Annotated in this window: 28 protein-coding genes; 10 read left to right on the top strand and 18 right to left on the bottom strand. The window is 72.4% G+C overall.

Annotated elements, in window-relative coordinates; all coding sequences use genetic code 11:
- Nucleotides 1–25: 25 nt before the first annotated feature.
- Nucleotides 26–1180, bottom strand: coding sequence for a bifunctional glutamate N-acetyltransferase/amino-acid acetyltransferase ArgJ (gene argJ, locus ABD652_RS08975; RefSeq protein WP_344720403.1), 1155 nt, complete (start codon nt 1178–1180; stop codon nt 26–28).
- Nucleotides 1177–2208: an N-acetyl-gamma-glutamyl-phosphate reductase gene (gene argC / locus ABD652_RS08970; protein WP_153143254.1), complete on the bottom strand. Its 1032-nt coding sequence runs from the start codon at nt 2206–2208 to the stop codon at nt 1177–1179. The genes argJ and argC overlap by 4 nt, the downstream gene beginning before the upstream one ends.
- Nucleotides 2209–2367: 159 nt before the next feature.
- Between argC and ABD652_RS08965 the strand changes: the two genes are divergently transcribed.
- Nucleotides 2368–3375 carry a quinone oxidoreductase family protein gene (locus tag ABD652_RS08965; protein WP_344720401.1) on the top strand — a complete coding sequence of 336 codons (1008 nt, stop codon included), beginning with the start codon at nt 2368–2370 and terminating at the stop codon, nt 3373–3375.
- 120 nt (nt 3376–3495) lie between these two features.
- On the opposite strand, the gene pheT is transcribed toward ABD652_RS08965, so the two are convergent.
- Entirely contained in the window at nt 3496–6066 is a 2571-nt protein-coding gene (gene pheT / locus ABD652_RS08960; RefSeq protein WP_344720399.1) for a phenylalanine--tRNA ligase subunit beta, read from the bottom strand.
- Between the two features lie 4 nt (nt 6067–6070).
- On the bottom strand, nt 6071–7144 hold the full coding sequence (gene pheS / locus ABD652_RS08955) for a phenylalanine--tRNA ligase subunit alpha (RefSeq protein WP_344720397.1): 1074 nt from the start codon (nt 7142–7144) through the stop codon (nt 6071–6073).
- Nucleotides 7145–7543: 399 nt separating this feature from the next.
- On the opposite strand from pheS, the gene ABD652_RS08950 reads away from it, so the two are divergent.
- On the top strand, nt 7544–8533 hold the full coding sequence (locus tag ABD652_RS08950; RefSeq protein WP_344720395.1) for an aldo/keto reductase: 990 nt from the start codon (nt 7544–7546) through the stop codon (nt 8531–8533).
- 101 nt (nt 8534–8634) lie between these two features.
- Here ABD652_RS08950 and ABD652_RS08945 read toward each other — a convergent pair whose 3' ends face one another.
- Nucleotides 8635–9153: a (deoxy)nucleoside triphosphate pyrophosphohydrolase gene (locus tag ABD652_RS08945; RefSeq protein ID WP_344720393.1), complete on the bottom strand. Its 519-nt coding sequence runs from the start codon at nt 9151–9153 to the stop codon at nt 8635–8637.
- Nucleotides 9143–9715 carry an SRPBCC family protein gene (locus ABD652_RS08940; protein WP_344720391.1) on the bottom strand — a complete coding sequence of 191 codons (573 nt, stop codon included), beginning with the start codon at nt 9713–9715 and terminating at the stop codon, nt 9143–9145. The genes ABD652_RS08945 and ABD652_RS08940 overlap by 11 nt, the downstream gene beginning before the upstream one ends.
- A gap of 213 nt (nt 9716–9928) precedes the next feature.
- On the opposite strand from ABD652_RS08940, the gene ABD652_RS08935 reads away from it, so the two are divergent.
- Nucleotides 9929–10468 (top strand): O-acetyl-ADP-ribose deacetylase, encoded by a 540-nt coding sequence (locus ABD652_RS08935; protein WP_344720389.1) that lies wholly within the window; start codon nt 9929–9931, stop codon nt 10466–10468.
- 23 nt (nt 10469–10491) lie between these two features.
- On the opposite strand, the gene ABD652_RS08930 is transcribed toward ABD652_RS08935, so the two are convergent.
- Nucleotides 10492–11082 (bottom strand): mycothiol transferase, encoded by a 591-nt coding sequence (locus ABD652_RS08930; RefSeq protein WP_344720387.1) that lies wholly within the window; start codon nt 11080–11082, stop codon nt 10492–10494.
- Between the two features lie 68 nt (nt 11083–11150).
- Between ABD652_RS08930 and ABD652_RS08925 the strand changes: the two genes are divergently transcribed.
- Nucleotides 11151–12185: a helix-turn-helix transcriptional regulator gene (locus ABD652_RS08925; protein WP_344720385.1), complete on the top strand. Its 1035-nt coding sequence runs from the start codon at nt 11151–11153 to the stop codon at nt 12183–12185.
- On the opposite strand, the gene ABD652_RS08920 is transcribed toward ABD652_RS08925, so the two are convergent.
- The gene (locus ABD652_RS08920; protein ID WP_344720383.1) at nt 12145–12756 is read right to left on the bottom strand and encodes a protein-L-isoaspartate O-methyltransferase family protein; all 612 of its coding nucleotides are present in this window, start codon (nt 12754–12756) and stop codon (nt 12145–12147) included. The genes ABD652_RS08925 and ABD652_RS08920 overlap by 41 nt on opposite strands.
- Before the next feature lie 157 nt (nt 12757–12913).
- On the opposite strand from ABD652_RS08920, the gene ABD652_RS08915 reads away from it, so the two are divergent.
- A complete protein-coding gene (locus ABD652_RS08915; protein ID WP_153143245.1) occupies nt 12914–13279 on the top strand; it encodes a YidH family protein in 366 nt (121 codons plus the stop codon).
- Nucleotides 13280–13283: 4 nt separating this feature from the next.
- Nucleotides 13284–13634: a DUF202 domain-containing protein gene (locus ABD652_RS08910; protein ID WP_153143244.1), complete on the top strand. Its 351-nt coding sequence runs from the start codon at nt 13284–13286 to the stop codon at nt 13632–13634.
- A 15-nt stretch (nt 13635–13649) separates the two neighbouring features.
- Here ABD652_RS08910 and ABD652_RS08905 read toward each other — a convergent pair whose 3' ends face one another.
- A complete protein-coding gene (locus ABD652_RS08905; RefSeq protein ID WP_344720378.1) occupies nt 13650–14597 on the bottom strand; it encodes an aldo/keto reductase in 948 nt (315 codons plus the stop codon).
- 197 nt (nt 14598–14794) lie between these two features.
- Here ABD652_RS08905 and ABD652_RS08900 point away from each other — a divergent pair, with 197 nt between their 5' ends.
- Nucleotides 14795–15757: an EamA family transporter gene (locus ABD652_RS08900; RefSeq protein ID WP_344720376.1), complete on the top strand. Its 963-nt coding sequence runs from the start codon at nt 14795–14797 to the stop codon at nt 15755–15757.
- On the opposite strand, the gene ABD652_RS08895 is transcribed toward ABD652_RS08900, so the two are convergent.
- The 6 genes from ABD652_RS08895 to ABD652_RS08870 form a co-directional block, all read right to left on the bottom strand.
- A complete protein-coding gene (locus ABD652_RS08895) occupies nt 15738–16652 on the bottom strand; it encodes an NADP-dependent oxidoreductase (RefSeq protein ID WP_344720374.1) in 915 nt (304 codons plus the stop codon). The genes ABD652_RS08900 and ABD652_RS08895 overlap by 20 nt on opposite strands.
- Nucleotides 16653–16729: 77 nt before the next feature.
- Entirely contained in the window at nt 16730–17752 is a 1023-nt protein-coding gene (locus ABD652_RS08890) for a glycine betaine ABC transporter substrate-binding protein (RefSeq protein ID WP_344720372.1), read from the bottom strand.
- Nucleotides 17749–18495 carry an ABC transporter permease gene (locus ABD652_RS08885; RefSeq protein WP_344720370.1) on the bottom strand — a complete coding sequence of 249 codons (747 nt, stop codon included), beginning with the start codon at nt 18493–18495 and terminating at the stop codon, nt 17749–17751. The genes ABD652_RS08890 and ABD652_RS08885 overlap by 4 nt, the downstream gene beginning before the upstream one ends.
- Nucleotides 18495–19634 carry an ABC transporter ATP-binding protein gene (locus ABD652_RS08880; protein WP_344720368.1) on the bottom strand — a complete coding sequence of 380 codons (1140 nt, stop codon included), beginning with the start codon at nt 19632–19634 and terminating at the stop codon, nt 18495–18497. The genes ABD652_RS08885 and ABD652_RS08880 overlap by 1 nt, the downstream gene beginning before the upstream one ends.
- A complete protein-coding gene (locus ABD652_RS08875) occupies nt 19631–20272 on the bottom strand; it encodes an ABC transporter permease (protein ID WP_344720366.1) in 642 nt (213 codons plus the stop codon). The genes ABD652_RS08880 and ABD652_RS08875 overlap by 4 nt, the downstream gene beginning before the upstream one ends.
- Nucleotides 20273–20409: 137 nt before the next feature.
- On the bottom strand, nt 20410–21141 hold the full coding sequence (locus ABD652_RS08870) for a sulfite exporter TauE/SafE family protein (RefSeq protein ID WP_425574564.1): 732 nt from the start codon (nt 21139–21141) through the stop codon (nt 20410–20412).
- A gap of 68 nt (nt 21142–21209) precedes the next feature.
- On the opposite strand from ABD652_RS08870, the gene ABD652_RS08865 reads away from it, so the two are divergent.
- Complete coding sequence (locus tag ABD652_RS08865) at nt 21210–21554, top strand: VOC family protein (RefSeq protein WP_344720364.1); 345 nt, start codon at nt 21210–21212, stop codon at nt 21552–21554.
- A gap of 81 nt (nt 21555–21635) precedes the next feature.
- Here the strand turns inward: ABD652_RS08865 and ABD652_RS08860 are convergent, their stop codons facing one another.
- Together ABD652_RS08860 and ABD652_RS08855 are read right to left on the bottom strand one after the other, a co-directional pair.
- Nucleotides 21636–22022 carry a peptidoglycan recognition protein family protein gene (locus tag ABD652_RS08860; RefSeq protein WP_344720473.1) on the bottom strand — a complete coding sequence of 129 codons (387 nt, stop codon included), beginning with the start codon at nt 22020–22022 and terminating at the stop codon, nt 21636–21638.
- A gap of 60 nt (nt 22023–22082) precedes the next feature.
- On the bottom strand, nt 22083–22349 hold the full coding sequence (locus ABD652_RS08855) for a hypothetical protein (protein WP_344720362.1): 267 nt from the start codon (nt 22347–22349) through the stop codon (nt 22083–22085).
- Nucleotides 22350–22566: 217 nt separating this feature from the next.
- Between ABD652_RS08855 and ABD652_RS08850 the strand changes: the two genes are divergently transcribed.
- Both ABD652_RS08850 and ABD652_RS08845 read left to right on the top strand, forming a co-directional pair.
- A complete protein-coding gene (locus tag ABD652_RS08850; RefSeq protein WP_344720360.1) occupies nt 22567–23205 on the top strand; it encodes an acyl-CoA-like ligand-binding transcription factor in 639 nt (212 codons plus the stop codon).
- A gap of 64 nt (nt 23206–23269) precedes the next feature.
- Entirely contained in the window at nt 23270–24775 is a 1506-nt protein-coding gene (locus ABD652_RS08845; RefSeq protein WP_344720358.1) for an MDR family MFS transporter, read from the top strand.
- A gap of 68 nt (nt 24776–24843) precedes the next feature.
- On the opposite strand, the gene ABD652_RS08840 is transcribed toward ABD652_RS08845, so the two are convergent.
- A complete protein-coding gene (locus ABD652_RS08840) occupies nt 24844–25728 on the bottom strand; it encodes a phosphatase PAP2 family protein (protein ID WP_344720356.1) in 885 nt (294 codons plus the stop codon).
- Nucleotides 25729–25804 lie beyond the last annotated feature (76 nt).

The following is a 25804-nucleotide window of genomic DNA, read 5'->3' as shown; positions in this document are numbered from 1 at the left end:
CGGACTCGGCGGATCCGGCCGAGGGTCAGCTGGAGTAGGCGGAGTTCTCGTGCACGTAGTCGTGGGTGAGGTCGTTGGTCAGGATGGTCGCCTCGGCGTCGCCGGCCTTGAGGTCGATGGTGACCTCCACCTGCCGGCCGGAGAGGTCGACGAGCTCGCGGTCCTCGCCGATGCCGCCGGACCGGCAGATCGTCACCCCGTTGACCGCGACGTCGATGGTCGCCGGATCGAAGGCGACGTCCGTGGTGCCCACGGCCGAGAGGATGCGCCCCCAGTTCGGGTCGCGGCCGAAGATCGCCGTCTTGAACAGGTTCGAGCGGGCGACGGCGCGGCCGGCGGTCTCGGCGTCGGCCTCGCTGGCGGCACGGACCGTGGTGATCGCGATCTCGTGGGCCGCGCCCTCGGCGTCGGCGATCAGCTGGGCGGCCAGATCCCGGCACACTGCGGTGAGCGCGGCCTGGAACTCGGCCAGGTCGACGGCGTCCGAGTTCGCCCCGGAGGCCATGGCGACGACGGTGTCGTTGGTGGACATGCAGCCGTCGGAGTCGGCGCGGTCGAAGCTGACCCGCACCGCCTCGCGCAGCGCGGCGTCGAGGTCGGCCGGGGCGATGACCGCGTCGGTGGTCACCACGGAGAGCATCGTGGCCATGCCCGGGGCGAGCATGCCCGCGCCCTTGGCCATCCCGCCGACGGTGAAGCCGGTCCCCGCGGCCTGGGAGGTCTTGGCCACGGAGTCGGTGGTGCGGATGGCGTCGGCGGCGGCCTCGCCGGAGACGGCGTCGTCGGACAGCGCGCCGACGGCGGCGTCGACGCCGGGCAGCAGCGCCTCCATGTCCAGACGCGTCCCGATGAGTCCGGTGGAGCAGACCAGCACGTCCTGGGCGGAGAGCTCGAGCGCCTCGGCGACGTGCTCGGCGGTGGCGTGGGTGTCGGCGAAGCCCTCCGGGCCGGTGCAGGCGTTGGCCCCGCCGGAGTTGAGCACCACCGCCTCGGCCCGGCCGTCGTCGATCGCCTGCTGCGACCAGAGCACCGGGGCGGCGGCGACGCGATTGGTGGTGAAGACGGCCGCGGCGTGCTTCTCCGGGCCGGTGTTGACCACCAGGGCGAGGTCGCGCCCGGACGGCTTCAGTCCGGCCCCGACGCCGGCGGCGGTGAATCCTGCGGCGGCGGTGACGCTCATGGTGCGACTCCCATCATGTCCAGTCCGGCGGTCTCGTCCAGCCCCAGGGCCAGGTTCATCGACTGCACCGCTCCGCCGGCGGTGCCCTTGGTGAGGTTGTCCGAGGCGGAGACGACGACCGCCCGGCCGGCGTGCTCGTCGACGGCGAGCTGCACGGTGATGTGGTTGGAGCCGACGACCTGCTTGGTGGCCGGCCACTGCCCCTCGGGCAGCAGGTGGACGAAGGGCTCGGCGTCGTACTGTGCGGCGTAGGCCGCCCGCAGCTGCTCCGCCGTCGTGCCCGGGGCGAGCTTCGCCGTCGAGGTGGCCAGGATGCCGCGGGACATCGGCGCCAGCGTCGGGGTGAAGGAGACCTGCACGTCGGCGCCGGCGGCGGCGCGCAGCCCCTGCTCGATCTCCGGGGTGTGGCGGTGCACGCCGCCGACGCCGTAGGGGCTCATCCCGCCGGAGACCTCGGAGGCCAGCAGATGCGGCTTCAGCGACTTCCCCGCCCCGGAGGTGCCGGTGGCCGCGACGATCACGATGTCCTCGCGCTCGACCAGTCCCGAGGCGACCGCCGGGGCGAGCCCCAGCAGGATCGTCGTGGGATAGCAGCCCGGCACCGCCACGCGGCGGGTGCCGCGCAGCCGGTCGCGGCCGCCGGGCAGCTCGGGCAGCCCGTAGGGCCAGGTGCCCTGGTGCGCGCCGTCGTAGAAGGCGTCCCAGTCCGCCGACGACTCCAGGCGGTGGTCGGCGGCGGCATCGATGACCAGCACGTCCTCCCCCAGCTGGGCGGCGATCTCGCCGCTGGCGCCGTGCGGCAGGGCGAGGAGGACGACGTCGTGGCCGGCCAGCACCTCGGCGGTGGTGTCCTCGATGGTCCGGTCGGCCAGGGCGTGCAGATGCGGCTGCACCGCGCCCAGCCGCTCCCCGGCCGAGGAGTGCGCCGTGACGGCGCCGACCTCGACCTCGGGGTGGGCGGCGAGCAGGCGCAGGACTTCTCCCCCGGCATAGCCGGAGGCTCCGGAGACGGCGACGCGATAGCTCATGCCGGCCAGTCTACGCCGATGTATGCAGGTTCATCAATATTTATGCATATCCGATGCGGCGAGGAGCTGCCGGGCGACGGTCCGGCGATCGGCGCGGAGCATCTCTGCACTCCCCGGCGGCTGTTCGGCGCGACCAGGTGATTTCGGTACTCTGTGCGCATGGTCGACAACACTGTGTATCCCGAGGACCTGCCCGATGCCGCGCAGGTCGTGCGCGCCGAGCAGGCCGGCGGACCGGACGTCCTCTCCCCGGCGGAGACCGCGCTGCCCGAGCCCGCCCCGGGCCAGGTCCTGGTGGAGACGGCCGCGGCCGGCGTCAACTTCATCGAGACCTACCAGCGCGGCGGCGTCTACCCCGTCGAGCACCCCTTCGTCCCCGGCACCGAGGGCGCGGGCCGGGTGATCGACGTCGGCGAGGGCGTCGAAGGCCTCGCGGTGGGCTCGCGGATCGCCACCAGCGAGGCCGCCACCGGCACCTACGCCAGCCACTTCCTGGTGGAGGCGGCCAAGGCGGTTCCGGTGCCCGACGACATCAGCGACGAGCAGGCCGCCGCCCTGCCCCTGCAGGGGGCCACCGCCCACTACCTGATCAACTCCACCTACCGGGTCTCCCCCGGCGAGACCGTGCTGACCCATGCCGGCGCCGGCGGCGTCGGCCAGCTCCTCACCCAGCTGCTCAAGGCCAAGGGGGCCCGGGTGATCACCACGACGTCGACGCGGGAGAAGGCCGAGATCGCCCAGGCCGCCGGCGCCGACCATGTACTGGACTACCAGGACTTCGCCGAGCAGGTCCGCGAGATCACCGCCGACGCGGGCGTCTCGGTCGTCTACGACGGCGTCGGCCGGGCGACCTTCGAGGGCTCGCTGCGCAGCCTCGGGGTGCGCGGCACCATGGTGCTCTTCGGCGGTTCCTCCGGCCAGGTGCCGCCGCTGGACCTGCAGGAGCTCAACGCCCGCGGCGGCCTCTACATCACCCGCCCGGCGCTGGCGTGGTACCTGCGCAACGCCGAGGAGCGGGCCTGGCGCTTCTCCGAGCTGTTCAAGGCGCTGGGCGACGGCACGCTGACGCTCTCCATCGGCGCGACCTACCCGCTGGCCCAGGCCGGGCAGGCCCACGAGGACCTGGAGAACCGCCGCACCACCGGCAAGCTGCTGCTCAAGCCCTGATCACGCCCGGCCCGCCCGCCGGAACCGACCCCGCCGACGACGACGGCCCCTCCCCCGGATCACCGGGGCGAGGGGCCGTCGTCGTCCTGCAGGATCGTGAAGCCGTGCGCGGAAGGCGGCTCAGCGCTGGGTCGCGCCGTGGCGCCGCTCGGCCAGCGCGACCGCGTGCCCGCGGGCCTCCGAGGCCTCGTCGGCGGTCAGCGTCCGGTCCGACGCGCGGAAGCGCAGCGCGAAGGCCAGCGACTTCCTGCCGTCCTCGATGCCCTCGCCGGCGTAGACGTCGAAGAGCTCGACGTCCTCGAGCAGCGCGCCGGCGCCCTCGGCCAGCGTCGCGCGCAGCTCGCCGGCCGGCAGTCCGGCGTCGACGATCAGCGAGACGTCCTGCGTGGTCTGCGGGAACGTCGACAGCTCGGCGGCGGTGACCTGCTCGGGCGCGGCGGCCAGCACGGCGGAGAGGTCCAGCTCCACCGCCGCGGTGCGCTCGGGCAGATCCCAGGCCTCGACGACCTTCGGGTGCAGCTCCCCGGCGACGCCGATCCTCGTGCCCGCCGCGGCGCCGTCGGCCGCCGGCAGCCGCAGCTCCGCAGTGCGCCCGGGATGGAAGGCCTGGTGGGCGCCCTGGACGACCTCCAGCTCGAGGCCGACGCGCTCGGCGACGTCGCGGGCGACCTCGATCGCGTCCGCCCAGTCCCGGCGGCGCCCGGAGGATCCGACCTCCGTCGCCGGCTCGGCGCCGCAGAGTGTCGCGGCGACGTGCCAGGGCTGGTCGGGGATGCCGGCGACCAGATCGGCGAGGACCTCCTCGCCGGGGTGGACGCCGAGGCCCGGGATCTCCGCGCTGCCGACCTGCTGGCCGGGCAGGAAGACCGCGCCGGCCTCGTAGAGCGCGAGGTCGGCGAAGCCGCGGGAGACGTTGCGCCGCAGCGTGTCCAGCAGCCCGGGCAGCAGGCTGGTGCGCAGCGTGGCGTGCTGGGCGGCGATCGGGTTCACCAGCCGCAGCATCGGCCAGGGCTCCGCGCTCTGCTCGGCGCGGCCGAAGAGCGTGTTGGCCTCCTCGGAGAGGAAGGGATAGCTCAGCGTCTCGGTCAGTCCGGCGGCCGCCAGTCCGTCGAGCACCTGGCGACGGCGGCGCTGGTCGGCGGTGAGCCCGCGGCCTGCCGGCGCCTGCGGCAGGCGCGCCGGGATGCGGTCGTAGCCGACCAGCCGGGCGATCTCCTCGACGAGGTCCTCGGCGATGGTCAGATCCGGCCGCCAGCTGGGCGGGGTGACGTCCAGCCGGCCCGCGGCGTCGGGGCCGACGACAGTCGCTCCGATCGCGCGCAGCGTCTCGACGACCTGCTCCTCGGTGTACTCCACGCCGGTCAGCCGCTGCGCCAGCGTCGGGTCGAAGGACACGACCGGCGGCAGGGCCGGGTCGCCGACGGCGGTGGTCTCGCCGGAGTCGGTGCCGGCGGCCAGCTCGACGAGCAGCTCGACGGCGCGCTGGGCGGCGACATCGGGCAGCAGCGGGTCGACGCCGCGCTCGTTGCGCTTCGAGGCCTCCGAGGGCAGCTTGTGCCGCCGCCGAGTGCGCCCGATGGAGATCGGGTCGAAGTGGGCGGCCTCGATGAGCACCGACGTGGTGGCCTTGCCGACCTCGGTCTCGCCGCCGCCCATGACGCCGGCCAGTCCGATCGCCCCGCGGTCGTCGGCGATGACCAGGTCCTCGGCGTCGAGCTCGCGGGCCTTGTCGTCCAGCGTGGTCAGCGTCTCGCCGGCGGCGGCGCGGCGCACGCGGACCGGGCCGCGCAGCTGCTCGGCGTCGTAGAAGTGCAGCGGCTGGCCGAGCTCCCACATGACGTAGTTGGAGATGTCGACCGGCAGCGAGATCGGGCGCATGCCCGCCAGGCGCAGCCGGGAGGCCATCCAGGGCGGAGTGGGCGCGGTGACGTCGACGCCGGTGACCCTCCGCGCGACGAAGCGGTCGCAGCCGGCGGTGCCGTAGATCGGCGCCTCGTCCTCCAGGCGGACCTCGTGGCCGGACGCCGTCGCCTCGGGGACGACGATCTGCGCGGCCGGATCGACGACCTCGGTGCCGGTGGCGTGGCCGTATTCGCGGGCCACGCCGCGCATCGAGAAGGCGTAGCCGCGGTCCGGGGTCACATTGATCTCGGCGGCCTCGTCGGTCAGCCCGAGCAGCTCGAGCGCATCGGTGCCGATCTCGGGGTCCAGTCCCAGCGTGGAGAGCACCAGGATGCCGTCGTGGTCCTCGCCGAGACCCAGCTCCTTGGTCGAGGCGATCATCCCGGCCGAGACGTGACCATAGGTCTTCCGGACGCTGATCCGGAAGTCGCCGGGCAGCACCGCGCCGGGCAGGGTGACCACGACTCTGTCGCCGACGTCGAAGTTGTGCGCCCCGCAGACCACGCCCTGCACGCCGTCGGGCTCGATGCCCTCGTGCGTGAGCGTCTGGGGCTGCCCCTCGGGGACGACGCGGACGCGGCACCAGTTGATGGTCTTGCCGTTGGACTGCGGCTCGGGGGTCTTCTCCAGCACTTCGCCGACGACGACGGGACCGCTGATCTCGTCGGAGGGCCGGTGGACGTCCTCCTCCTCGAGGCCGACGCGGACGAGCCGGGCCATCAGGTCCTCGGCCGTGCCGTCGACGTCGAAGCTGGTGTACTCGCGGATCCAGGACAGGGGGATGCGCATGCCCTCAGACCTCCATTCCGAAGTGCTGGCTGAAGCGGACGTCGCCTTCGATCATGTCGTGCATGTCGGACACGCCGTTGCGGAACATCAGCGTGCGTTCGACGCCCATGCCGAAGGCGAATCCAGTGTGGCGCTCCGGGTCGACGCCGGCGGCGCGGAGCACGTTCGGGTTGACCATCCCGCAGCCGCCCCACTCGACCCACTGCGGACCGCCGGCGGCCTGCGGATGCCAGACGTCCATCTCCGCACTGGGCTCGGTGAACGGGAAGTAGGCCGGGCGCAGCCGGATGGCCGCGTCCTGGCCGAACATCCTCCGGGCGAAGTGCTCCAGCGTGCCGCGCAGGTCGGCCATCGTCAGGCCCTCGTCGACGGCCAGCCCCTCGAACTGGTGGAAGACCGGAGTGTGGGTGGCGTCGAGCTCGTCGGTGCGGAAGGTCCGGCCCGGGCAGAGCATGTAGACCGGCAGCTCACGCTCCAGCAGCGAGCGCACCTGCACCGGCGACGTCTGGGTGCGCAGCACCAGGTGGGAGTCGGCGGGCTCGACGAAGAAGGTGTCCTGCAACTCCCGCGACGGATGGTCCGGCGCGATGTTCAGCGCGTCGAAGTTGAACCATTCGGACTCGACCTCCGGGCCCTCGGCGATCTCCCAGCCCATGGCGGTGAAGATGTCGGAGACCCGCTCCTGCAGCACCGAGAGCGGGTGCCGGGCTCCGGCGCGACGGCGGCGCGGCGCGGCGGTGACGTCGACGGCCTCCTCGACGAGCATCCGCTCGGCATGCTCGGCCTCCAGCACCTCGGTGCGCGCGGCCAGCGCCTGCTGGATCCGGCCGCGGGCCTGGCCGAGCAGCTTGCCGGCGGCGGCCTTCTCCTCCTTGGACAGGTCCTTGATCTGCCGGTTGGCCAGCACGATCGGGGCCTTGTCCCCGGTGTGGGCCAGTCGCGCGGTCTTCAGCTGGTCGAGGTCGGCGGCGTCGTCGAAGGCGGCCAGCGCCGCGTCGACGCAGCGCTGGACGGCCGCCTCGTCGAGCGGATGAGGTGTCTCGGGCGTGGACATTCTGCTCCCGTGGAAGGCGTTCATGAATGATCCCGCTCAGTCTATGCGGTCGGCTCTCCGAGCGCAGATCGCAGGACGCGCGTCCACGGGGTGGACCTGTCGCGGACCGCCGCCGAGGAGGCTCGCGAGGAGCGTGTCGAACATACGATCTGACAGGTTCTTCACAGACTCCGCAGCATCGAACACCTCTTCTATTCCGCGGCGCGGCGTCTTGCAGACTACCTAGAATACGTGTTCTAATGGCAAGGCGCGATGGGAAGCGCGACGCGCGCAGAAGCCCTCCTCACTGCTTCTGCGCGCGTCTCCCATGCCCGGACCCCGACACCGTGCCGAGTGCCACCTCCTCAGCGTCTTGACCTGCGCGATCCCGGCGACCAACGATGGACTCGCCGTCAGGAACCGGATGAACGAGGAATCTGAATCATGAGCGCATCCCACGAAGCCCTCCCCCACCGGATCGGATTCGGCACCGCCCCGCTGGGGAACATGTTCCGCGACATCCCCGAGGAGGAGGCGCGGGCCACTCTCGACGCCGCATGGGAGCAGGGCGTCCGGTACTTCGACACCGCGCCGTTCTACGGCGCCGGACTGGCCGAGACGCGGCTCGGCGCGATGCTCGCCGAGCACGACCGGGACGAGTACGTGCTCAGCACCAAGGTGGGCCGCTACCTCCTCGACGAGGAGGAGGAGAAGTCGGGGCTCTTCGCACAGGGGCTGTCCCACCAGGTCGTGACGGACTACGGCGCCGAGGCCACGCGACGCTCCATCGAGCAGAGTCTCGAGCGGCTGCGGACCGACCGGCTGGACTTCGTGTTCGTCCACGACGTCTCCCCCGACTTCCACGGCGACGCCTGGCTCGACCACCTCGCCGCGGCGCGGAACGGGGCCTTCCGCGTCCTCACGCAGCTGCAGGAGGAGGGTGTGATCCGCGGCTGGGGCCTCGGCGTCAACACCACCGGGCCCATCGAGCTCGCTCTGGACCTGGACGAGACCCCGCCGACGATGAACCTCTCGGCGACCCAGTACACCCTGCTGCAGCACGAGCGAGCCCTGGAGCGCATGATGCCCGCGACGGAGTCCCGAGGCGCCGGCATCGTCGTCGGCGGCCCCTACAACTCGGGCGCGCTGATGGGCGGCGACCACTTCGACTACGGCGAGGTGCCGCCGGAGGTCGGCCGCCGGGTCGCCGCGCTCGGCGAGATCGCCGCGCGCCACGGCGTGGGGCTGAAGGCCGCCGCGCTGCAGTTCTCCACCGCCCACCCGGCCGTCGCCGCGGTGATCCCGGGATCGAGCCGGCCGCAGCGCATCGGCGAGGACCTCGCCGCGCTGCAGGAGCAGATTCCGGCGGCGTTCTGGCAGGAGCTGCGCGAGCAGGAGCTCATCGCCGCCGACGCCCCGGCCCCGACGAGCTGAGCAGCACGGCGGCACGGCTGGTTGAGCTCGGCGGGGCTCCGCCGGCCGGCCCGCGGGACTCCCCGGGGCTCCGCCGCCGGTGTGCTCAGCCGCGGATGTGCTCAGCCGTCCGCGACGTGCTCGGCACCCTCGGCGGCGCGGGCCTCTCCGGGCCGCTCCCGGCCGAACTGATGCAGCAGCTCCTCGACGATCGGCACATCGGCGGGGATCCAGTCGTGCTCGAGCAGCGATTCGTCCACCGGGGCCCAGACGAGCTGATCATGATCCTGCAGCGGGGCCGGCTCGCCGTCGACGACCGTCCCGACGAACAGCCGCATCACCGCTGTGCCGACGAGCGGCCATCCCAGCCCCGGGGCGAATCCTGCCGGAGAGGAGCCGACGAGCTCCTCGCCGAGCACCGCCTCGATGCCCAGCTCTTCACGCAGCTCCCGACGCACTCCGTCCTCCGCGGTCTCGCCCGGCTCGATCTTGCCGCCGGGGAACTCCCACATCCCGGCGATCGCGGCAGGACGCGTCCGACGAGCGATCAGCAGGCGGCGCGGACCGCCGTCGGCCGATTCGCGCAGCAGCGCCGCGGCGCCGACGATCGTCCGCGACGCCCGGTCCTGCTCACCGGCCATCGGGACGCGCTCCGGTTCCGTCCTGGGCCTCGCAGAGCTGCTTCAGCCGGGCGACGGAGGCGGCCAGGTGGTCCGCCGTCATGGCTCGGGCCTTCGCCAACCGGCGCTCGTCGGCCAGGCGGGACCAGTCGTAGGTATGGGTGACCTCGGCGCGCCCTTCGGCGCGCGATGCGATCGACCAGCGCCACAGGTGCCCGGCCGGCTCGGCGCCGACGTCGGCGGGCATCCAGGCGATGAGCTCGCCCTCGACGAACTCCACGACGTGGTTCTCCCGCGTCTGCCCGTTGGTCAGCCGGGTGCGGAACACGTCGCCGACGGCCGTGACGCGCTGCTCGGCCGCGGCGTGGTCGAGATTGTCGTTCCCGTCCCAGGCGATCTGGCGGGACGGGTCCGCGATGTGCTCGAAGAGCGTCGCCGGATCGGCGGAGACGACGTCGCGCGCGGCGACCACACAGGCGCAGTGGCCGGGGTCGTAGGCGACGTCCTCCGCCCCGTTGTCTCCGTACGAGGCGCTCTCCCGCGGCGCGTCGGCACCGCCGGGCGCGGAGGATGCTGAAGCCATAGGGCCAGACTACGTCACCAGTCGGCGCCTGATCTCGGAACTGCGGCGCAGCAGGAGGCGACCGTCCGCCGAGGAGCCGGCGTCGAGAGGCCCGGCCGGGCGTCGCCCCCGGGTATCGGCCCCGGGTATCGGCCCCGGGTATCGGCCCCGGGCGCCCGAGCATTGCCCGGGCCGCCGGGTCGGCCCCAGACTCGTGGATCGGAGGTGCACCGCATGGACATCACGATCGTCGAAGGCGACATCACCGAGCAGCAGATCGATGCGATCGTCGACGCGGCCAACTCGTCGCTGACAGGCGGCGGAGGCGTCGACGGCGCCATCCATGCCGCCGCGGGCCCGGAGCTGCTGTCCCACTGCCGCGCACTGCGCGAGGAGGCCTGGCCGGACGGACTGCCGCCCGGAGAAGCCGCCGCGACGCCCGCCGGCCGGCTGCCGGCGACCCATGTGATCCACACAGTCGGACCGAACCGTCATGCCGGAGAGACCGACCCCGCCGTGCTGACGTCCTGCTTCCGCCGCAGCCTCGAGGTCGCCGTGGAGATCGACGCCGTCCGTGTGGCGTTCCCGGCGATCGGCGCAGGAGTCTACGGCTGGGCGGGCGCCGACGTAGCCGAGGCCGCGCGCAGCGCCCTCGACGAGATCGCGGCCGACACCACCGGACGCTTCGACGCGCTCGAGGAGGTGCGCTTCGTGCTCTTCGACGGGGCGACGGCCGAGGCCTTCCGCACCGCCTTCGCCGGCGGGGCACGCTGACCGGGTCGGATCCCGGGGGCCTCTCAGGCGCGCTGGTAATCGGCCCAGTCGAAGGTCTCGCCCACGTCGCGGGCGTTGAGCGCATAGGCGATCTGCCCGTCCAGGCTCTCCCGGAGGAGGTCGGCATGGCCGACGTGTCGGGCCACCTCGGCGATCAGGTGCTGGCAGATCCAGCGCACGTTCCAGGACTCCAGGTCTTTCGGGAACCACGGGGCGTCCGGCACCGGGACCCGCGCGTCGAGGTCGACGGCGGTGAGGATCGGTCGCACCAGGTCCCGGACGTGCTCGAGGCGGGACCGCAGCTGCTCGCCGGTCAGCTCGGGGACCTCCCGGCCGGTGTGGAATCCCTCGAAGCCGGCGGCGAGATCCTCCGGGGACGCCGGATGCCGATCGGCGAGCAGGCCGCGGCTCTGCACATGGTCCAGCCAGCGGGCGACGGCCTGGGTCACGTGGGCGAGCAGGCCCGCCAGGCTCAGCGGGCTGACCGTCGGCGTCGCGCGCAGCGAGGCGTCGTCGAGGTCGATCGCGGCGATGCGCAGCTGCTCCAGCTGCTGGATCAGGTACGTCGCCAGCGCGTCGCGCTCCTCGGCGACGGCGGGGGTGATGAACGGCATCGTGGCCTCCTGGCGGATCGTTCGGTCTGCGGGACGAATCCAGGATGCCCGGCCGTCCAGGACAGATCATGTCCGCATCCTCCGTCTACGGTGAGGACATGGCCGACGCCGGAGAGACCGACCCCACCCGCCGGGCGCTGCAGATCCTCGGCATCCTGCAGGCACGCTCCTCCGCCTCCGCCGCGGAGCTCGCCGCACGCCTGCGCGTCACCGAGCGGACCGTCCGCCGTGACATGCAGCGCCTGCGCGACCTGGGCTACCGGGTCGACGGCGAGGCCGGACAGGGCGGCGGCTACCGGCTGGCCGGCGGATCGGACCGGCCGCTGCTGGTGCTCGAGGCCGACGAGGCCTCGGCCGTGGTGCTCGGGCTCTCCCACCTGACCGACCTGGGGCTCTCCGGGCTGGAGGATCCGGCGCTCTCCGCACTGGCGAAAGTCGCGCGCACGATGTCCCCGACGCTCTCCGCCCGGGCCGAGCGGCTGCGCCGCGGCACCGCCGTCGTCGGCGAGCGCGCCCAGACCGCCGACGTCGAGCAGGTCGCCCGCCTGGCCGAGGCCGCCGCCGAAGGACGGATCATCACGGTGACGCACCGCCGTCGTGACGGCGCGACCACCGACCGGCGGATCGACCCGCACCGGGTGGTCGCCTTCGCCGGGCGCTGGTACCTCTTCGGCTGGTGCCACCTGCGCCGGGACTGGCGCACCTTCCGCATCGACCGTCTCGCCGACCTGCACGTCACCACCCTGCGGCAGCGGGTCCGCGTCGCCCCGGACGCCGCCGGCGCCGTGCGACGCGCCGTGCTGCACTCCCCCTATCCGCAGCTCGCCCGGGTGCTGGTCGAGGCCCCGGCCGAGGAGGTCCGCGCGAGGATCCCCGCCCGTGCCGCCGACGTCGAACCCGCCGACGACTCCGCGCGCACGCTGATCACCGCCGGCGCCCACGACCTCACCGGGCTGGCGCTGCATCTGGCGATGCTCGAGCTGCCGCTGGAGGTGATCGAGCCCGTCGAGCTGGTCGAGACGCTGCATCGTCTCGGCGAGACGCTCTGCTCGGCCGCTGCTGTCAGCGCAGCGGGACGAAGCGGTACTGCCCGTGCCGAGTGATCTCCAGACCGTCGGGGTCGCGTCGGATGCGGTGCATCTCGCCACGGACCGGCACCACCATCACCCCGCCGGCCTGCTCGCCGTCGGGTGCGAGGAGCTGCTCGACGAGATCCTCCGGGATCCGCGGGGCGTCGGCGGAGACCAGGATCCGGTCGTACGGGGCGTGCTCGGGCAGTCCGAGCACGCCCGGGTCGGCCGCATGCACCTGCACGGTTCCCGGACACCGGGCGGCGACGGCCTGTGCCGCGGAGGCGGCCAGGTCCGGCTCCAGCTCGACGCCGTGGACCACGCCGCCCTCGCCGACCAGCAGCCCGAGCAGCGCGGCCGTCCAGCCCGACCCGGAGCCGACGTCCAGCGCCCGCTGACCGGGCCGGACGTCGAGCAGACGCAGCATCCGCGCCACTGTGGTCGGCTGGGAGTTGGTCTGTCCGCAGCCGATGGCCAGCGGCTCGTCGGCGGCGCTGTGGCACCTCACCGAGTCCGGGAGGAAGTCGGCGCGGGGCACCTCGGCCATCGCCCGGGCGACGGCGTCCTCGGCCGGCCCGTCAGGCCCCTGTTGGATGGCAACCATGATGCCTCCAGGATAGGCACGACCGGCGGGCGAGGACGAGGCCCGGCCGGTCGGCGGCGGCCGGCCGCCGTCGACACATCGTCGTCGGCTCTGCATCGGCCGAGGCGACGGCATAGGATGCACAGTGTCCCCCGCCTCCCCGACCTCCTGTGGTGCCATGACCTCCGCACGCCGCTTCCCGCAGTCCGTCTACCGGCACGGCGACGAGCCCGACGCCCGGTTCACGCTGGCCAACGAGCGCACCTTCCTGGCCTGGATCCGCACTGCGCTGGCGCTGATGGCCGCCGGCGTCGCCCTCGAGGCGCTGGGCACGGGGATGCACACCGGGCTGCGCCTCGCCGCGGCGCTCGTGCTGATCCTCGCCGGCATCATGACCGCCGCGATGGCCTGGTACGGCTGGAAGCGGACCGAACGGACCCTGCGGCTGCGGAAGCCGCTGCCCGCTCCGCCGATCGGCCTGCCGCTGACCGTCATCGCCGTCGTCGTCGGCGTGCTCGTCGGCCTGGCGATGCTGCTGGGGTGAGGCGATGAGCAGCGCCGTCGACGATCAGCTCTTCGACCCCGGTCTGCAGCCCGAGCGCACCGCCCTGGCGTGGCGGCGCACCGGGCTGTCGATGATCGCCGCCACGCTGATCGCCCTGCGGACTGTGCCCCAGCTGCTGGGCGCCTGGACTCTGGTGCCGCTGCTCGGGCTCGTCGTCGCCGCCGTGGCGGCCACCTGGATGGCCCACCGCCGCTACCGGGCCCACCACGCGCGCCTGACCGCCGGAGAGGGTGACCGGGTGCCCTTCTCCGGCGGTCGGCTGGCCGCGCTGACGGCCGTGGTCACCCTCGGACTCGGCGCGGCCTGCCTGTCCTTCGCCGTCACCCGGTTCTGAGTCGGGCGGGAGGCCTCAGGCCGGCACGCGGGCCGAGACGTCGTCGAGGGCGGCGAGCTCGTCGTCGCCCAGCTGCAGCCGCACCGACTCCATCAGCGCCGGCAGCTGCGCGGTGGTGCGGGCGCTGGCGATCGGTGCGGCGACAGTGGGCCGGCTGCGCAGCCAGGCCAGCGCGACGGTCGGGATCGTCACGCCGTGGCCGGCGGCGATCTCCTCCAGCGTGGAGACCACGCGCAGCCCCTCCTCGGAGACGTAGCCGGAGGCCATCTGCTCACGGTCCGCGCCGCGGAGATCCTCGGCGCCGCGGTACTTGCCGGTGAGGAAGCCGCTGGCCAGCGCGAAGTAGGGCATCACCGCCAGGTTCTCCTGAGCGCCGACGCCGGCCAGGTCGGCCTCGTAGGACTCGCGGCGGACCAGGTTGTAGTGCGGCTGCAGCGCCGCCGGCACAGTCCATCCCTCGCGCCGGGCGATGGAGAACCACTCGCGGACCCGGTCGGCGGAGTAGTTCGAGATCCCCACCGCACGGATCGTGCCGGCCCGGACCAGCTCCTCGAAGGCGCCGACAGTCTCCTCCAGCGGCGTCTCGGCGTCGTCGAAGTGGGCGTAGTAGAGGTCGATATGATCGGTGCCCAGCCGCCGCAGCGAGGCTTCGGCGGCGGCCTTGACCGTCGGCGCCGACAGTCCGGAGAACTCCGGGTGCTGGCTGACCTTGGTGGCGATGACGACGTCGTCGCGACGGCCGCGGGAGGCCAGCCACTCGCCGATCATCGTCTCCGACTCGCCGCCGGAGTGGCCCTCCGCCCAGGCGGAGTAGACGTCGGCGGTGTCGATGAGGTTCCCGCCGCCGTCGAGATAGGCGTCCATCACCGCGAAGGAGGCCTCGCGGTCGCTGGTCCAGCCGAAGGTGTTGCCGCCGAGCGCGAGCTCGAAGAGGTCGATGCCGGTGTGTCCGAGAGCAGCCATGGGATGTCCTTCCGTCTCCGGGTCGACCGGCAGCACGGCCGCGCCGCCGGGGTCGAGGGGGCGACGGCGCCGTCGCCCGTTCCGTCCCGGTGCAACGTCGCGACGACGACGGTATTCCTGGCCTCAGCACCGTCGCAGCCGCTCGTCGGCCGAGGTCACGGACGCCTCGCGGCGGCGTCGGCGCCTAAGCTGGCAGGGTGCTCTCGCTGCGATCCTCCGTGCCGCTGACCGTGCTCTCCGGCGTCCTGCTGGTCGTCGCCTCCTGTGCGGCGGTGCAGGGGTCGGCGGCGCTGGCCTCCACGCTCTTCGATGTGGTGAGTCCTGCCGGAGTCGTCGCCTGGCGTCAGCTCTTCGGTGCGGCGACGCTGCTGATCATCGCGGCGATCGCCCGGCGCCTCGGCGCGGCGGGGGCGCTGCTGCGCCGGCGCCCGCGCGGCGAGTGGGGGCTGATCCTCGCCCTCGGCGCGGCGATGGCGGCGATGAACCTCAGCTATTACGTCGCCGTGCGCGTGCTGCCGCTGGGCGTGGCCGCGACGATGATGTTCCTGGGCCCCTTCGCCCTGGCGGCGCTGGCGTCGCGGCGCGGGCGTCAGCTGATCGGGCCGCTCCTGGCGCTGCTCGGCGTGGTGCTGATCAGCCGACCCGGCGGCGCCGTGGACGTCGCCGGACTGCTCCTCGGCGCGCTGGCGGCCGTGGCCCTGGCGGTCTACACGATCTGCTCGGGCCGGCTGGGCGATCGCGGCGGCGTGGACAGTCTGGCGCTGGCCTCGGTCGTCTCGGCGCTGCTGCTCAGCCCGATCGCGGCATCCCACGCCGCCGAGCCCACGCCGGCGGCCTGGGCGGTGCTGGTCGTGCTCGGCGTCGTGGGGATCTCGGCGACGTTCCTCTGCGACTTCCTGGCGCTGCGGCTGCTCGGCGCCCGGGCGGTGGCCACCCTCTTCGCCCTGGATCCGGTCATCGGGGCGATCATCGGGGTGATCTTCCTGGCCGACGCGCTGAGCCTCGGCGTCGGCGCGGGGATCCTGGCCGTCGCCGGCGGCGGCGCGCTGACCATGCTCACTGCGACCTCCCGCTCCCGGGCGCCGCGGCCGGAGACCGACCGCGGCGCCGGGGCCGAGGGGGCGGAGCCGAACGAGGGAGTCAGCGGGTCGGGTCGATGAGCAGCTTGCCGTTCGCCTCGCCGCGGCGGCTGACCTCCATGGCCTCGGCGGCCTCGGCCAGCGGGACGGTCCGGTCGACGACGACGTCGAGCGTGCCGTCGGCGAGCCGGCCCAGCAGCTCGGCCAGCCGCGGCCCGTCGGGACGGACCCAGACCCAGTGGCCGCCGCGCTGTTCGACGGAGGGGTCGGCGATGGAGATGTGCCGGCCGCCCTCGGCCAGCACCGCAGTGGTCTGCTCGAGCACGCCGCCGACGAAGTCGGCGACTGTCGTCACGCCCTGCGGCGCCAGCTCGCGGACTCGCTCGACCAGGCCTTCGCCGTAGGCGACCGGCTCGACGCCCAGGTCGCGCAGCCGCTGGTGGTTGGCCTCGGAGGCAGTGCCGATCACCCGGGCGCCGGCGTCGACGGCGAGCTGCGCGGCCAGGTGGCCCACGCCGCCGGAGGCGGCGTGGATGAGCAGCGTGTCGTCGGCGGTCAGCTCGAGGATCTCCAGCGAACGCTTCGCGGTGAGTCCGGCGAGAGGCAGCCCGGCGGAGGTCGCCAGGTCCACGCCCTCGGGGACCTTCGCCGCCGACGTCGCCGGCACGGCCACGTGCTCGGCGTAGGTGCCGCCGTGGACGTAGTCCTTCCGCGCATAGGAGGCGACGCGGTCGCCGACGGAGAACTCGGGCACGTCCGGGCCGACGGCCTCGACCACGCCGGAGACGTCCCAGCCGGGAGTCACCGGGAAGACGACGTCCATCATGGCGTCCAGCCCGCCGGCCATCAGCTTCCAGTCCACCGGGTTGACCGCCGCGCGCTCGACGGCGATCAGCACCCAGCCCGGCCCGACCTTCGGCGCCGGCATCTCGGTCAGGGTCAGGTTCTGCGGGTCTCCGTATGCGGAGTAGGTCATGGCACGCATGTCCACGGCAACACGACCCGGCGCCGAGGCATTCCGAGCCCGCGGACCGGCGGTCGCGGCCCCGACGGTCACTCCTCGGCGACGAGCCCCTCCTCGCGCAAGTAGTCCCAGGCGACCGCCGCCGGCTCCTCACCGTCGACGTCGACGCGGGCGTTGAGGCCGCTCATCGTCTCGTTGTCGAGGCGCTCGGTCAGCGGCGTCAGCAGGTCGGTCAGCTGCGGATGCTCGTCCAGGACCTCCTCGGCCAGCACCGGCGCGACGTTGTACTTGGGGAAGTACTGCTCGTCGTCCTCGAGCACCACCAGGTCCAGCGCGGGGATCCGCCCGTCGGTGGTGAAGACTTCGCCGAAGGTGCAGGCGCCGTCGGCGGTCGCCTGGTAGATCGCACCGAGGTCCATCACGCGCCGACGATCCTCCGGGGCCTCCTCCAGCCCGTAGTGGCTCAGCAGCGGTTCGAAGCCGTCGTTGCGGGCGGCGAACTCGGCGTCGATGCAGTAGGTCTGCTCCGACGGCGGCAGCTCGTCGATCTGCGAGAGTCGCGTGATGCCATGCTCCTCGGAGGTCTTGCGGGTGACGGCGAATCCGTAGGTGTTGTTCAGCTCGGCCGGCTCCAGCCAGGCCAGGCCGTTCTCCGCGTCCGCGTCGCGGACGGCCTCGTACTGCTCGCGCGCGTCGATGATCGGATCGTCGTTCCCCATGTAGGTGATCCAGGCGGTGCCGGTGTACTCCCACTGGAAGTCCATCTGTCCCTGCAGCATCGCCTGGCGGACGCTGTTGGAGCCGGGCACATTGGTCAGGTCCTGGACGTCGGCGCCGGCCGACTGCATCAGGATCACCGCCATCTTGCCCAGGATGATCTGCTCGGTGAAGTTCTTCGACCCGACGTCGAGGCTGGCTCCGGAGAGGTCGACGCCGGCGACGTCGCCGGTCAGCCGTCCCGTCGGCGAGAAGCCGCCGGCGGTGCCCAGCCCGCATCCGGTGAGCAGAAGCATCGAGGCCAGCGCCGTCGCCAGCGCCGGGACGAGCCGCGGACGGCGCCCGGCGGGCCGGAGGCGGCGTGGTGCGCTGCGGATCGGAATCATGCGTGTCATGCCAGCCCCTTCGGCGTCGCGAACAACTCCAGCACCCGGCCGGTCCACTCCACGAGCAGCGCCAGCAGGGCCACCAGGAGGGCGCCGGAGACCAGGATCGAATGGCGGAACATGATGATGCCGGTCTGGATGAGCGTCCCCAGTCCCCCGGCGTCGATGAACGTGGCGAAGGCGCCGGCGCCGACCAGCAGCACCAGGGCGGTGCGCACTCCGGTCATGATCACCGGCAGCGCCATCGGCAGCTCGACGCGGCGCAGCACCTGGAACGGCGACATGCCCATCCCCCGGGCGGCCTCGATCACCGCCGAGTCGACGCCGCGCAGCCCGGCGACGGTGTTGGCCAGCACCGGTAGGAACGCGTAGACGGTCAGCGCCAGCACGGCGGTCCAGAAGCCGAAGCCCACCGCCAGCGCGAGCAGCACGATCACGCCGATGACCGGGGCGGCCTGGCCGGCGTTCGCCGCCGCGGTCACCGCCGGAGCCAGGAAGCCCGCCCGGGCGCGGGTGAGCAGGATGCCCAGTGGCACCGCGCAGCCGACGACGAGCACCGCGCAGACCAGCACGATCAGCACGTGTTCCACGGCCAGCTGCCCGACGGCGTCCCAGGCCAGCGCGCGGGCCTCGATGTCGCCGAGGTCCGCGGAGGCCCGCCACAGACACCAGCCGGCCAGCACCACCAGCACGACAGCCGGCAGGCCGAAGAGCAGCAGCCGATCCTCGCGGGAGAGCGTGGTGGTGCGCATCAGGCCGCCTCTTCGCGGAGTCCGCGGATGTGCTCGGTGACCGCGTCGTAGCTGATCACGCCGATGTAGGCGTCACGCTCGGTGACCATGGCACCTCCGTGGCTGGAGACCAGCATCGAGTCCAGCGCGTCGGAGAGCGTGGAGCGGTGGTCGACGACGGTCTGCAGCTCGGTGGTCGGCTCGGAGACGACGGCGTGCCGGCGCAGCGTGCGCAGGAAGAGCCACTCGCGCGGCCGATCGCGCTCGTCGAGGATCACCACCGAGGACTCGCCGGCGGCCTCGACCCGAGCGGTCACCTCGGCGACGTCCTCGCCGATCCGGCAGGTCTGAGGTTCGGTCAGCTCGAGGTCTCCGACGCGCAGCAGGGAGAGCTGCTTGAGCGTGGAGCCGGAGCCGATGAAGTCCGCGACGAAATCCTCCGAGGGGGCGGCGAGGATCCGCTCGGGGGTGTCGTACTGGGCGATGCGCGCGCCCTCGTCGAGGATCAGGATCCGGTCGCCGAGCTTGATGGCCTCGTCGATGTCGTGGGTGACGCAGACGATGGTCTTCTGCAGCTCGTCCTGGATGCTCATCAGCTCGTCCTGCAGGCGTTGCCGGGTGATCGGGTCGACGGCGCCGAAGGGCTCGTCCATGAGGATCACCGGCGGGTCGGCGGCGAGCCCGCGGGCGACGCCGACGCGCTGCTGCTGGCCTCCGGAGAGCTCGCGCGGATGCCGGTCGCGGTAGATCCGCGGGTCGAGGCCGACGAGGTCGAGCAGCTCGTCGACGCGCGAGACGATGCGCCCGCGATCCCAGTTCAGCAGCTTCGGGACCAGGCCGACGTTCTCGGCCACCGTCATGTGCGGCATGAGGCCGCCGCCCTGGATGACGTATCCGATCGAGCGGCGCAGCGTCGTCGGGTCCTTGGTGGTGATGTCGTCGCCGTCGAGCAGCAGCTGCCCGGAGGTGGGCTCGATGAGCCGGTTGATCATCTTCAGCGAGGTGGTCTTCCCGCAGCCGGACGGGCCGACGAACATCACCATCTCGCCGGCCGGGACGGAGAGCGAGAGCCCGTCGACGGCCGGGGACGTCTGGCCCGGGTAGCTCTTGGTCACGTCGACCAGCTCGAGCGCGGCACCGGTGGTGGTCTGCTGGGTCATGCGCGGATCCCCCTGGAGGTGGTGAAGCGGGACAGGAGCACGAGCAGGGCGTCGAGGAGGAGGGCCAGGACGATGATGCCGACGGTGCCGACCACCGCGTAGTTCATCGCATTGGCTCCCCCGACCTGCGTCAGTCCGGTGTAGATGTAGCTGCCCAGTCCGGGACCGAGCGCATAGGCCGCGATCGCGGCGACTCCCATGGACATCTGTGCGGACACCCTGATGCCGGTCATGATCACCGGCCACGCCAGCGGCAGGCGCACGCGCCAGAACACCGCCGGCCCGCTCATGCCCTGGCCCCGTGCGGATTCGATGATCATGCCGTCGACGCCCTGCAGGCCCACCACAGCGTTGCGGAGGATCGGCAGAGCGGCGTAGAAGGTCACTACCACGACCGACGGGACCGTGCCGATGCCGACCACCGGCAGCAGCAGGCCGAGCAACGCGAAGGACGGGATGGTCAGTCCGACCGCGGAGACCGCGTTGGCCAACGGAATGAGCCGGCGGATCGTGGTCACCAGCACCGCGAGCCCGACGGCGATCACAGCGGCGAGGATCATCGACTGCACCACCAGCGAGGTGTGTTGATAGGCGCGGAAGAGGATGTCCGCCCACCGTGAGTCGATGAAAGCGATCACGGATCCAGCTCCTCTCCTGTGGGCGGCACAAACGACAGCAATCTTAGTCGCGCCGTCGAGATTTTCCAGTCGACAGCTCGCGGAGGCTCCTGGCGCACCGACCGTCCTTCCTGATGAGAGCGCTGGAATGGGCCGCCTCAGAGCAGCAGGTTCACCGCGCCGACCGCGGTGAGCACCAGCACCAGCCGGTCGAAGAGCCGCTGGGAGATCCGCACCGCCAGCCAGCGGCCGGCGAAGGCGGAGAGGACGACGCCGGGGACCAGCACCGCCGCGATCAGCGCCACCCGGGCGTCCAGCAGGCCCAGGCCGATCTGGAAGGGGACCTTGGTCAGATTGATCGCGAAGAAGAACCACGCGGCCGTGCCCAGGAAGGTGCGCACCGGCAGCTGCTTGGCCAGCAGATACATGCTCATCACCGGACCGCCGGCATTGGCGACCATGGTGGTGAATCCGCCCAGCCAGCCGTAGCCGAACGCGGCGGCACGCCCCGAGGAGGGCTGGGCGGCAGTGCGTCGGCGCCACAGGGTCAGCCCCAGCAGCGCCAGCAGGATCGCCCCGATCACCCGGCGGACGACGGCGTCGTCGGCCAGCCCGAGGAAGGCCGCCCCGACCAGCAGCCCGACCAGCACCGCCGGGACCAGGCGCCGGAGCGTGGCCCAGTCGACGTCGCGGCGGTACATCCAGACGGCGAAGAGGTCGCCGACGATGAGCAGGACCAGCAGCGCGGCGGTCGACTCGCGCGCCGGCAGGGCGGCGGCGAAGACTGCGACCGCCAGCGCGCCCGCGCCGGGCACCGCCGTCTTCGACAGGCCGACGATCAATGCGCCGCAGGCCAGCAGGATCCAGGTCATCAGGTCGAGGTCGATCACCGGCCCAGCCTATAGGCGACGGCCCGCACCCCTGGCCCCGTCGGCGCGGGATCTGGTGCCCTGTGTTCATGCCCATCGAGAGGATCGCCCCGATGCTGACCGTCGACGACGTCGACGCCGCCGCCCGTCAGCATGGTGCCGTGCTGGGGATGGAACTCGTCATGGACCTGGGCTGGGTCGCCTTCCTGGCCGACGACGCCGGCCATCAGCTGGGCCTGATGACCGCCGACGCCTCGGCGCCGGTCAACCCGGACGTCTCGGTCTTCGTCGACGACGTCGACGCCGCTCACCGGGCCGCCGTGCAGGCCGGCGCGGAGATCGTCCACCCGCTCTCCGACGAGGAGTGGGGCGTGCGGCGATTCTTCTACCGCGACTCCTCCGGGCGGGTGGTCAACGTGGGCACCCATCGCTGACGGCGATCACCGGAGACCACGTGGTGCTGCGCGACGCCGAGCCGACGGCAACCGGGTTGCGCACCCCCGTCGCGACCGGCTTCAGACCTGCTGGGCGGTCCGGTCCCGGATGTCCTCCCAGTCGACCGTGCCCGGGCAGGCGGTGGCCCTGATGGAGTCATGCGGCACGATGGCGGTCATCGGGTCGAGCCCGAACTGTCGACAGAGGATCGTGCAGCGGTCCACCGAAGCCATGATCGTCTCCCTGGTGGGCGCTCGGTACTGGTCCGCAGAGTGCTCGATCCCGATGCTTCGCTGGTTGAACCCCCAGTCGCCTGCGTGCCAGGCGGTGTTGAACACGCTGACGTACTGGTGGACGCGTCCCTCCCCGATCCCGTAGTGGGCACTGACCCCGGAGTCGGGATTCCGGAAGGTCGCATCGGCCGCGGAGAGCCGCCCGACGATGTAGTGGATGACGATGCGGTCGATCGGCGTGCCGCCGCGACCCTCGGTGTAGTTGGGGGAGGTGACCCAGGTCGGCGAGATGGCTCAGTCCCCCTTGCCCAGCGGGCAGCCGACATCGCTGGCGGGGTTGGCGCGCTTGGCCGCCCGGTCGTAGCGCGTCGGGGGCGGGCCGGGGACCCGCCCGCTGCGGCCCGGGGCGCCCGAGGCGGCGCGTGAACCGTCCGCGGCGTGTTCGGCGGCGGGGGTCGCGTGGGCGGGGGCAGCGGAGACCGCGGCAGCGGCGGCCACCCCGGCTCCGGCGACCAGCCCGGCCGCCCCGCCGGAGAGGAGGCTGCGTCTCGAAGAGTCCATGGGACGAAGGTATCCGGGCTTGAGGAGCGGTTCAAGCGTCCGACCCCGCCGTGCCGCCGCTCCCCCGCTCCGACCCCTCAGTCGCCCCGCACATCGGTCGAGGCCCGGTGAGCAGGCCCTCGACCGTCGGCCGGCCCGGGGTCTGCTCCGGCCCCGCGAGCAGGATCACAGCCCATATTTTTGCAGACTGTGCAAGTTTTTGGATACCGTCGCAGTCATGGAGGACGCGGAGCAGTCGGTCGGCGCCATGGGCCGGAGGGAGCATAAGAAGGTCCTGACCCGCCGCTCGATCCGCAGCGTCGCGCTGGATCTCGCCGTCGACGTCGGCCTCTCGCACCTGACAGTGGAGATGATCGCCGAGGCCGCCGAGATCTCGCCCCGGACGTTCTTCAACTACTTCTCCTGCAAGGAGGACGCCCTCGTCACCGACGCCGGGGCGGTCGCCGAGCTGCTGCGCACGCTCGTCGAGGCGCGGCCCGCGGAGGAGGCGCCGCTGCGCGCGATCCGCATGGCGATGACGGAGAACGACCCCGCCTCACTGGTGCAGGCCAGCCGAACGCGCGCCCGGACCCGCCAGCAGCTGGTCCAGGAGCACCCGGCGCTGATGGCACGGCAGCTGGGCAAATACGCCCAGCTCGAACAGTCCTTCGCCGCGGCGGTGGCCCGGCGGCTCGACGCCGACGTCGACGAGGACCTGCAGCCGGCGCTGATCGCCGGTGCCGCGGTCAGCGCGATCCGCATCGCCGTGCGGCGCTGGACGACTGACGAGACGGCGTCGCTGGACGAGCTCATCGGCTCGGCCTTCGACCTGCTGGAGCAGGGCGGCACGACCGCCGCCGACGCACACCACCGCTGACCGCGACGCACCCCGGCGCCGATCCGTCGGGGACCAGGCATGACAGATGAAGGAAGGTCGCCCCTTGTCGACTGAACACCGATCCCCCGACGTCGCCGGGGAGGCCGCCGGCCGTCGCGCCGCGGACTCGCCGCCGGAGCCGATCAATCGCCGCGTGGTGATGGCGGTGCTGGTCTCGGGCGCCTTCGTCATCATCCTGAACCAGACGCTGCTGAACACCGCCCTGCCGGCGTTCATGGCGGACTTCGGCATCTCGGCGAGCGCCGCCCAGTGGATGACGACGATCTTCATGCTGGTCAACGGCATCATGATCCCGGTCACCGCGTTCCTGATCCAGAAGTTCACCACGCGGGCGCTGTTCTTCACCGCGATGATCCTGTTCATCGTCGGCACCGCCATCTGCGCGGCCGCTCCGGTCTATCCGATGCTGCTCGCCGGCCGCGTGGTGCAGGCCGCCAGCGGCGGCATCATCATCCCGCTGATGCAGACGATCCTCTTCGCCATCTTCCCGGTGGAGAAGCGCGGCAGCGCCATGGGCACCTTCGGACTCGTGATCGGCTTCGCCCCGGCGATCGGCCCGAGCCTCTCGGGCTGGATCGTCGACCACCTGCCGTGGCAGGTGCTGTTCCTGATGATGCTGCCGATCGCGATCGTCGACCTGATCATCGGGCTGTTCATCCTGAAGAACGTCACCGAGCGCACCTTCCCGCGCCTCGACGTGCTCTCGATCATCCTGTCCTCGCTGGGCTTCGGCGGTCTGCTCTTCGGCTTCGGCACCGCCGGCGACGCCGGCTGGTCCAGCCCTCAGGTCTTCCTGCCGCTGGTCCTCGGCGCAGTGGTGCTGGTGATCTTCATCCTGCGCCAGCTGAAGCTCCCCCAGCCGATCCTCGAGTTCCGGGTGCTGCGCTACCCGATGTTCACGCTGAACACCGCCCTGGGCATGTGCGTGTTCATCGTGATGATCGGCGGCATGCTCATCATCCCGCTGTACATGCAGAACATGACCGGCCACACCGCGGTGGAGTCCGGGCTGGCACTGCTGCCCGGCGCGGCGCTCATGGGTCTGATGTCGCCGATCACCGGACGGATCTTCGACGCCGTCGGAGCGCGCTGGCTCGCCGTCCTCGGATTCACTCTGGTGACCGGCTCGACCTTCTTCCTGGCCGATCTGGACGCCCAGACCACCTTCGCCTACATCGCCGGGGTCAACACCGTGCGGATGGTCGGCACGGCGATGGTCATCATGCCGGTGACCACGGCGGCGCTGAACCAGCTCCCCCGCCACCTGGTGCCGCACGGCACCGCGCTGAACAACACGCTGCGCCAGATCGCCGCCTCCGTGGGCACCGCCGGATTGGTCACCATCATGTCCGCCACGGCGCGCGACCCGCAGGTCTACGGCGTCGAAGGGCCCATCCACGGCGCCAATGTGGCCTTCCTCGTCGCCGGCTCCGTCGGCGTGCTGGGCATCATCGGCGCTTTCTTCAGCAAGGACTCGAAGGGCACGGCCTCACGCGCCGCGGCCGGCGAGGTGCCCGCCGGCGAGGCCCGGGAGAACGAGCCGGCCTGATCCAGGCCCGCCGCGCGGCACCTCGCTCCTGCCGGCCTGGTCGTCGCGGAGGCGACGACGGCGGCCGGTCAGGGCGAGGCCTCCGGCGTGGTCTCGACGTCCCGCGCCTCGGGCACCTCGGCCGCGCGCGGGGCGCGCCCGGGCAGCCAGCCGCGCCGGTCGGCCTCGATGACCAGGCGCAGCAGCAGCGTCCCGGCCACGGCGCCGGCGACCAGATCGGTGACCCAGTGCCACCCCAGCCAGAACGAGACCACGCTGGCATGGCAGGCGATCGCCGCGACGGCGAGGGTCAGCCAGCGGGCCGCACGAGCCCCGCGCCGGGTCCAGTGGACCAGCAGATAGACCACCATCCCGTAGATGAGCACGCTCTCGGCGGCATGACCCGACGGGAAGCTGATGCCGTACCAACCCTCCCGCAGCAGTCCGCCGGCGAAGAACTCCGGGTTCCCCAGCTTCGGGGCCGGACGGGCGAAGAGGATCTTCATCCCGCCGATGCCGAGGAAGAAGGCGGCCTCGGCCAGCGCCGCGCACGCCAGCGGCCGCCAGGAGCGGTGCTTCCAGGCCAGCGCCCCGGCCACCAGGGCCAGCACCGGAAGACAGACCGACTGTCCGGCGATCTTGTCGAGCACATCGCGGAAGAGCGGCAGCAGCTCCGGAGTGAGCTCCTCGGCCCAGTGGCCGTGGAGACGGACGTCGAGCGCGGAGGCCGGCCCGAGGGCCAGCGCCGTGACCGCCGCCAGGATCGCCGCCAGCATGGGGATGGAGGTGAGCCCGGCGACGGCGGACTCAGCACGGCTGCCGGGCGTCACACCTGTCGTCGGAGTGATGCGCGGCATGCTCGGCATCTGCGGCAGGCGCGGCGACGACGTCGCCGGGACGGCCGCAGTCGCCCCTCCGAGGACATCCTCCTCGGTCTGCGGGAGGCTGCCCTCCCCGATCCCTCTGTTCGTCACCTGCGCCCTCCGTTCCCGGGGCTCCGATGACGTCCCCCGCTCTGACAGCATGCTGTCGAGGAACGCGGCCGCCGCG

Source organism: Nesterenkonia halobia (assembly GCF_039536005.1).
In the GTDB taxonomy this organism is placed as follows: domain Bacteria; phylum Actinomycetota; class Actinomycetes; order Actinomycetales; family Micrococcaceae; genus Nesterenkonia; species Nesterenkonia halobia.
This window is presented reverse-complemented; position numbering and strand designations above follow the sequence as displayed.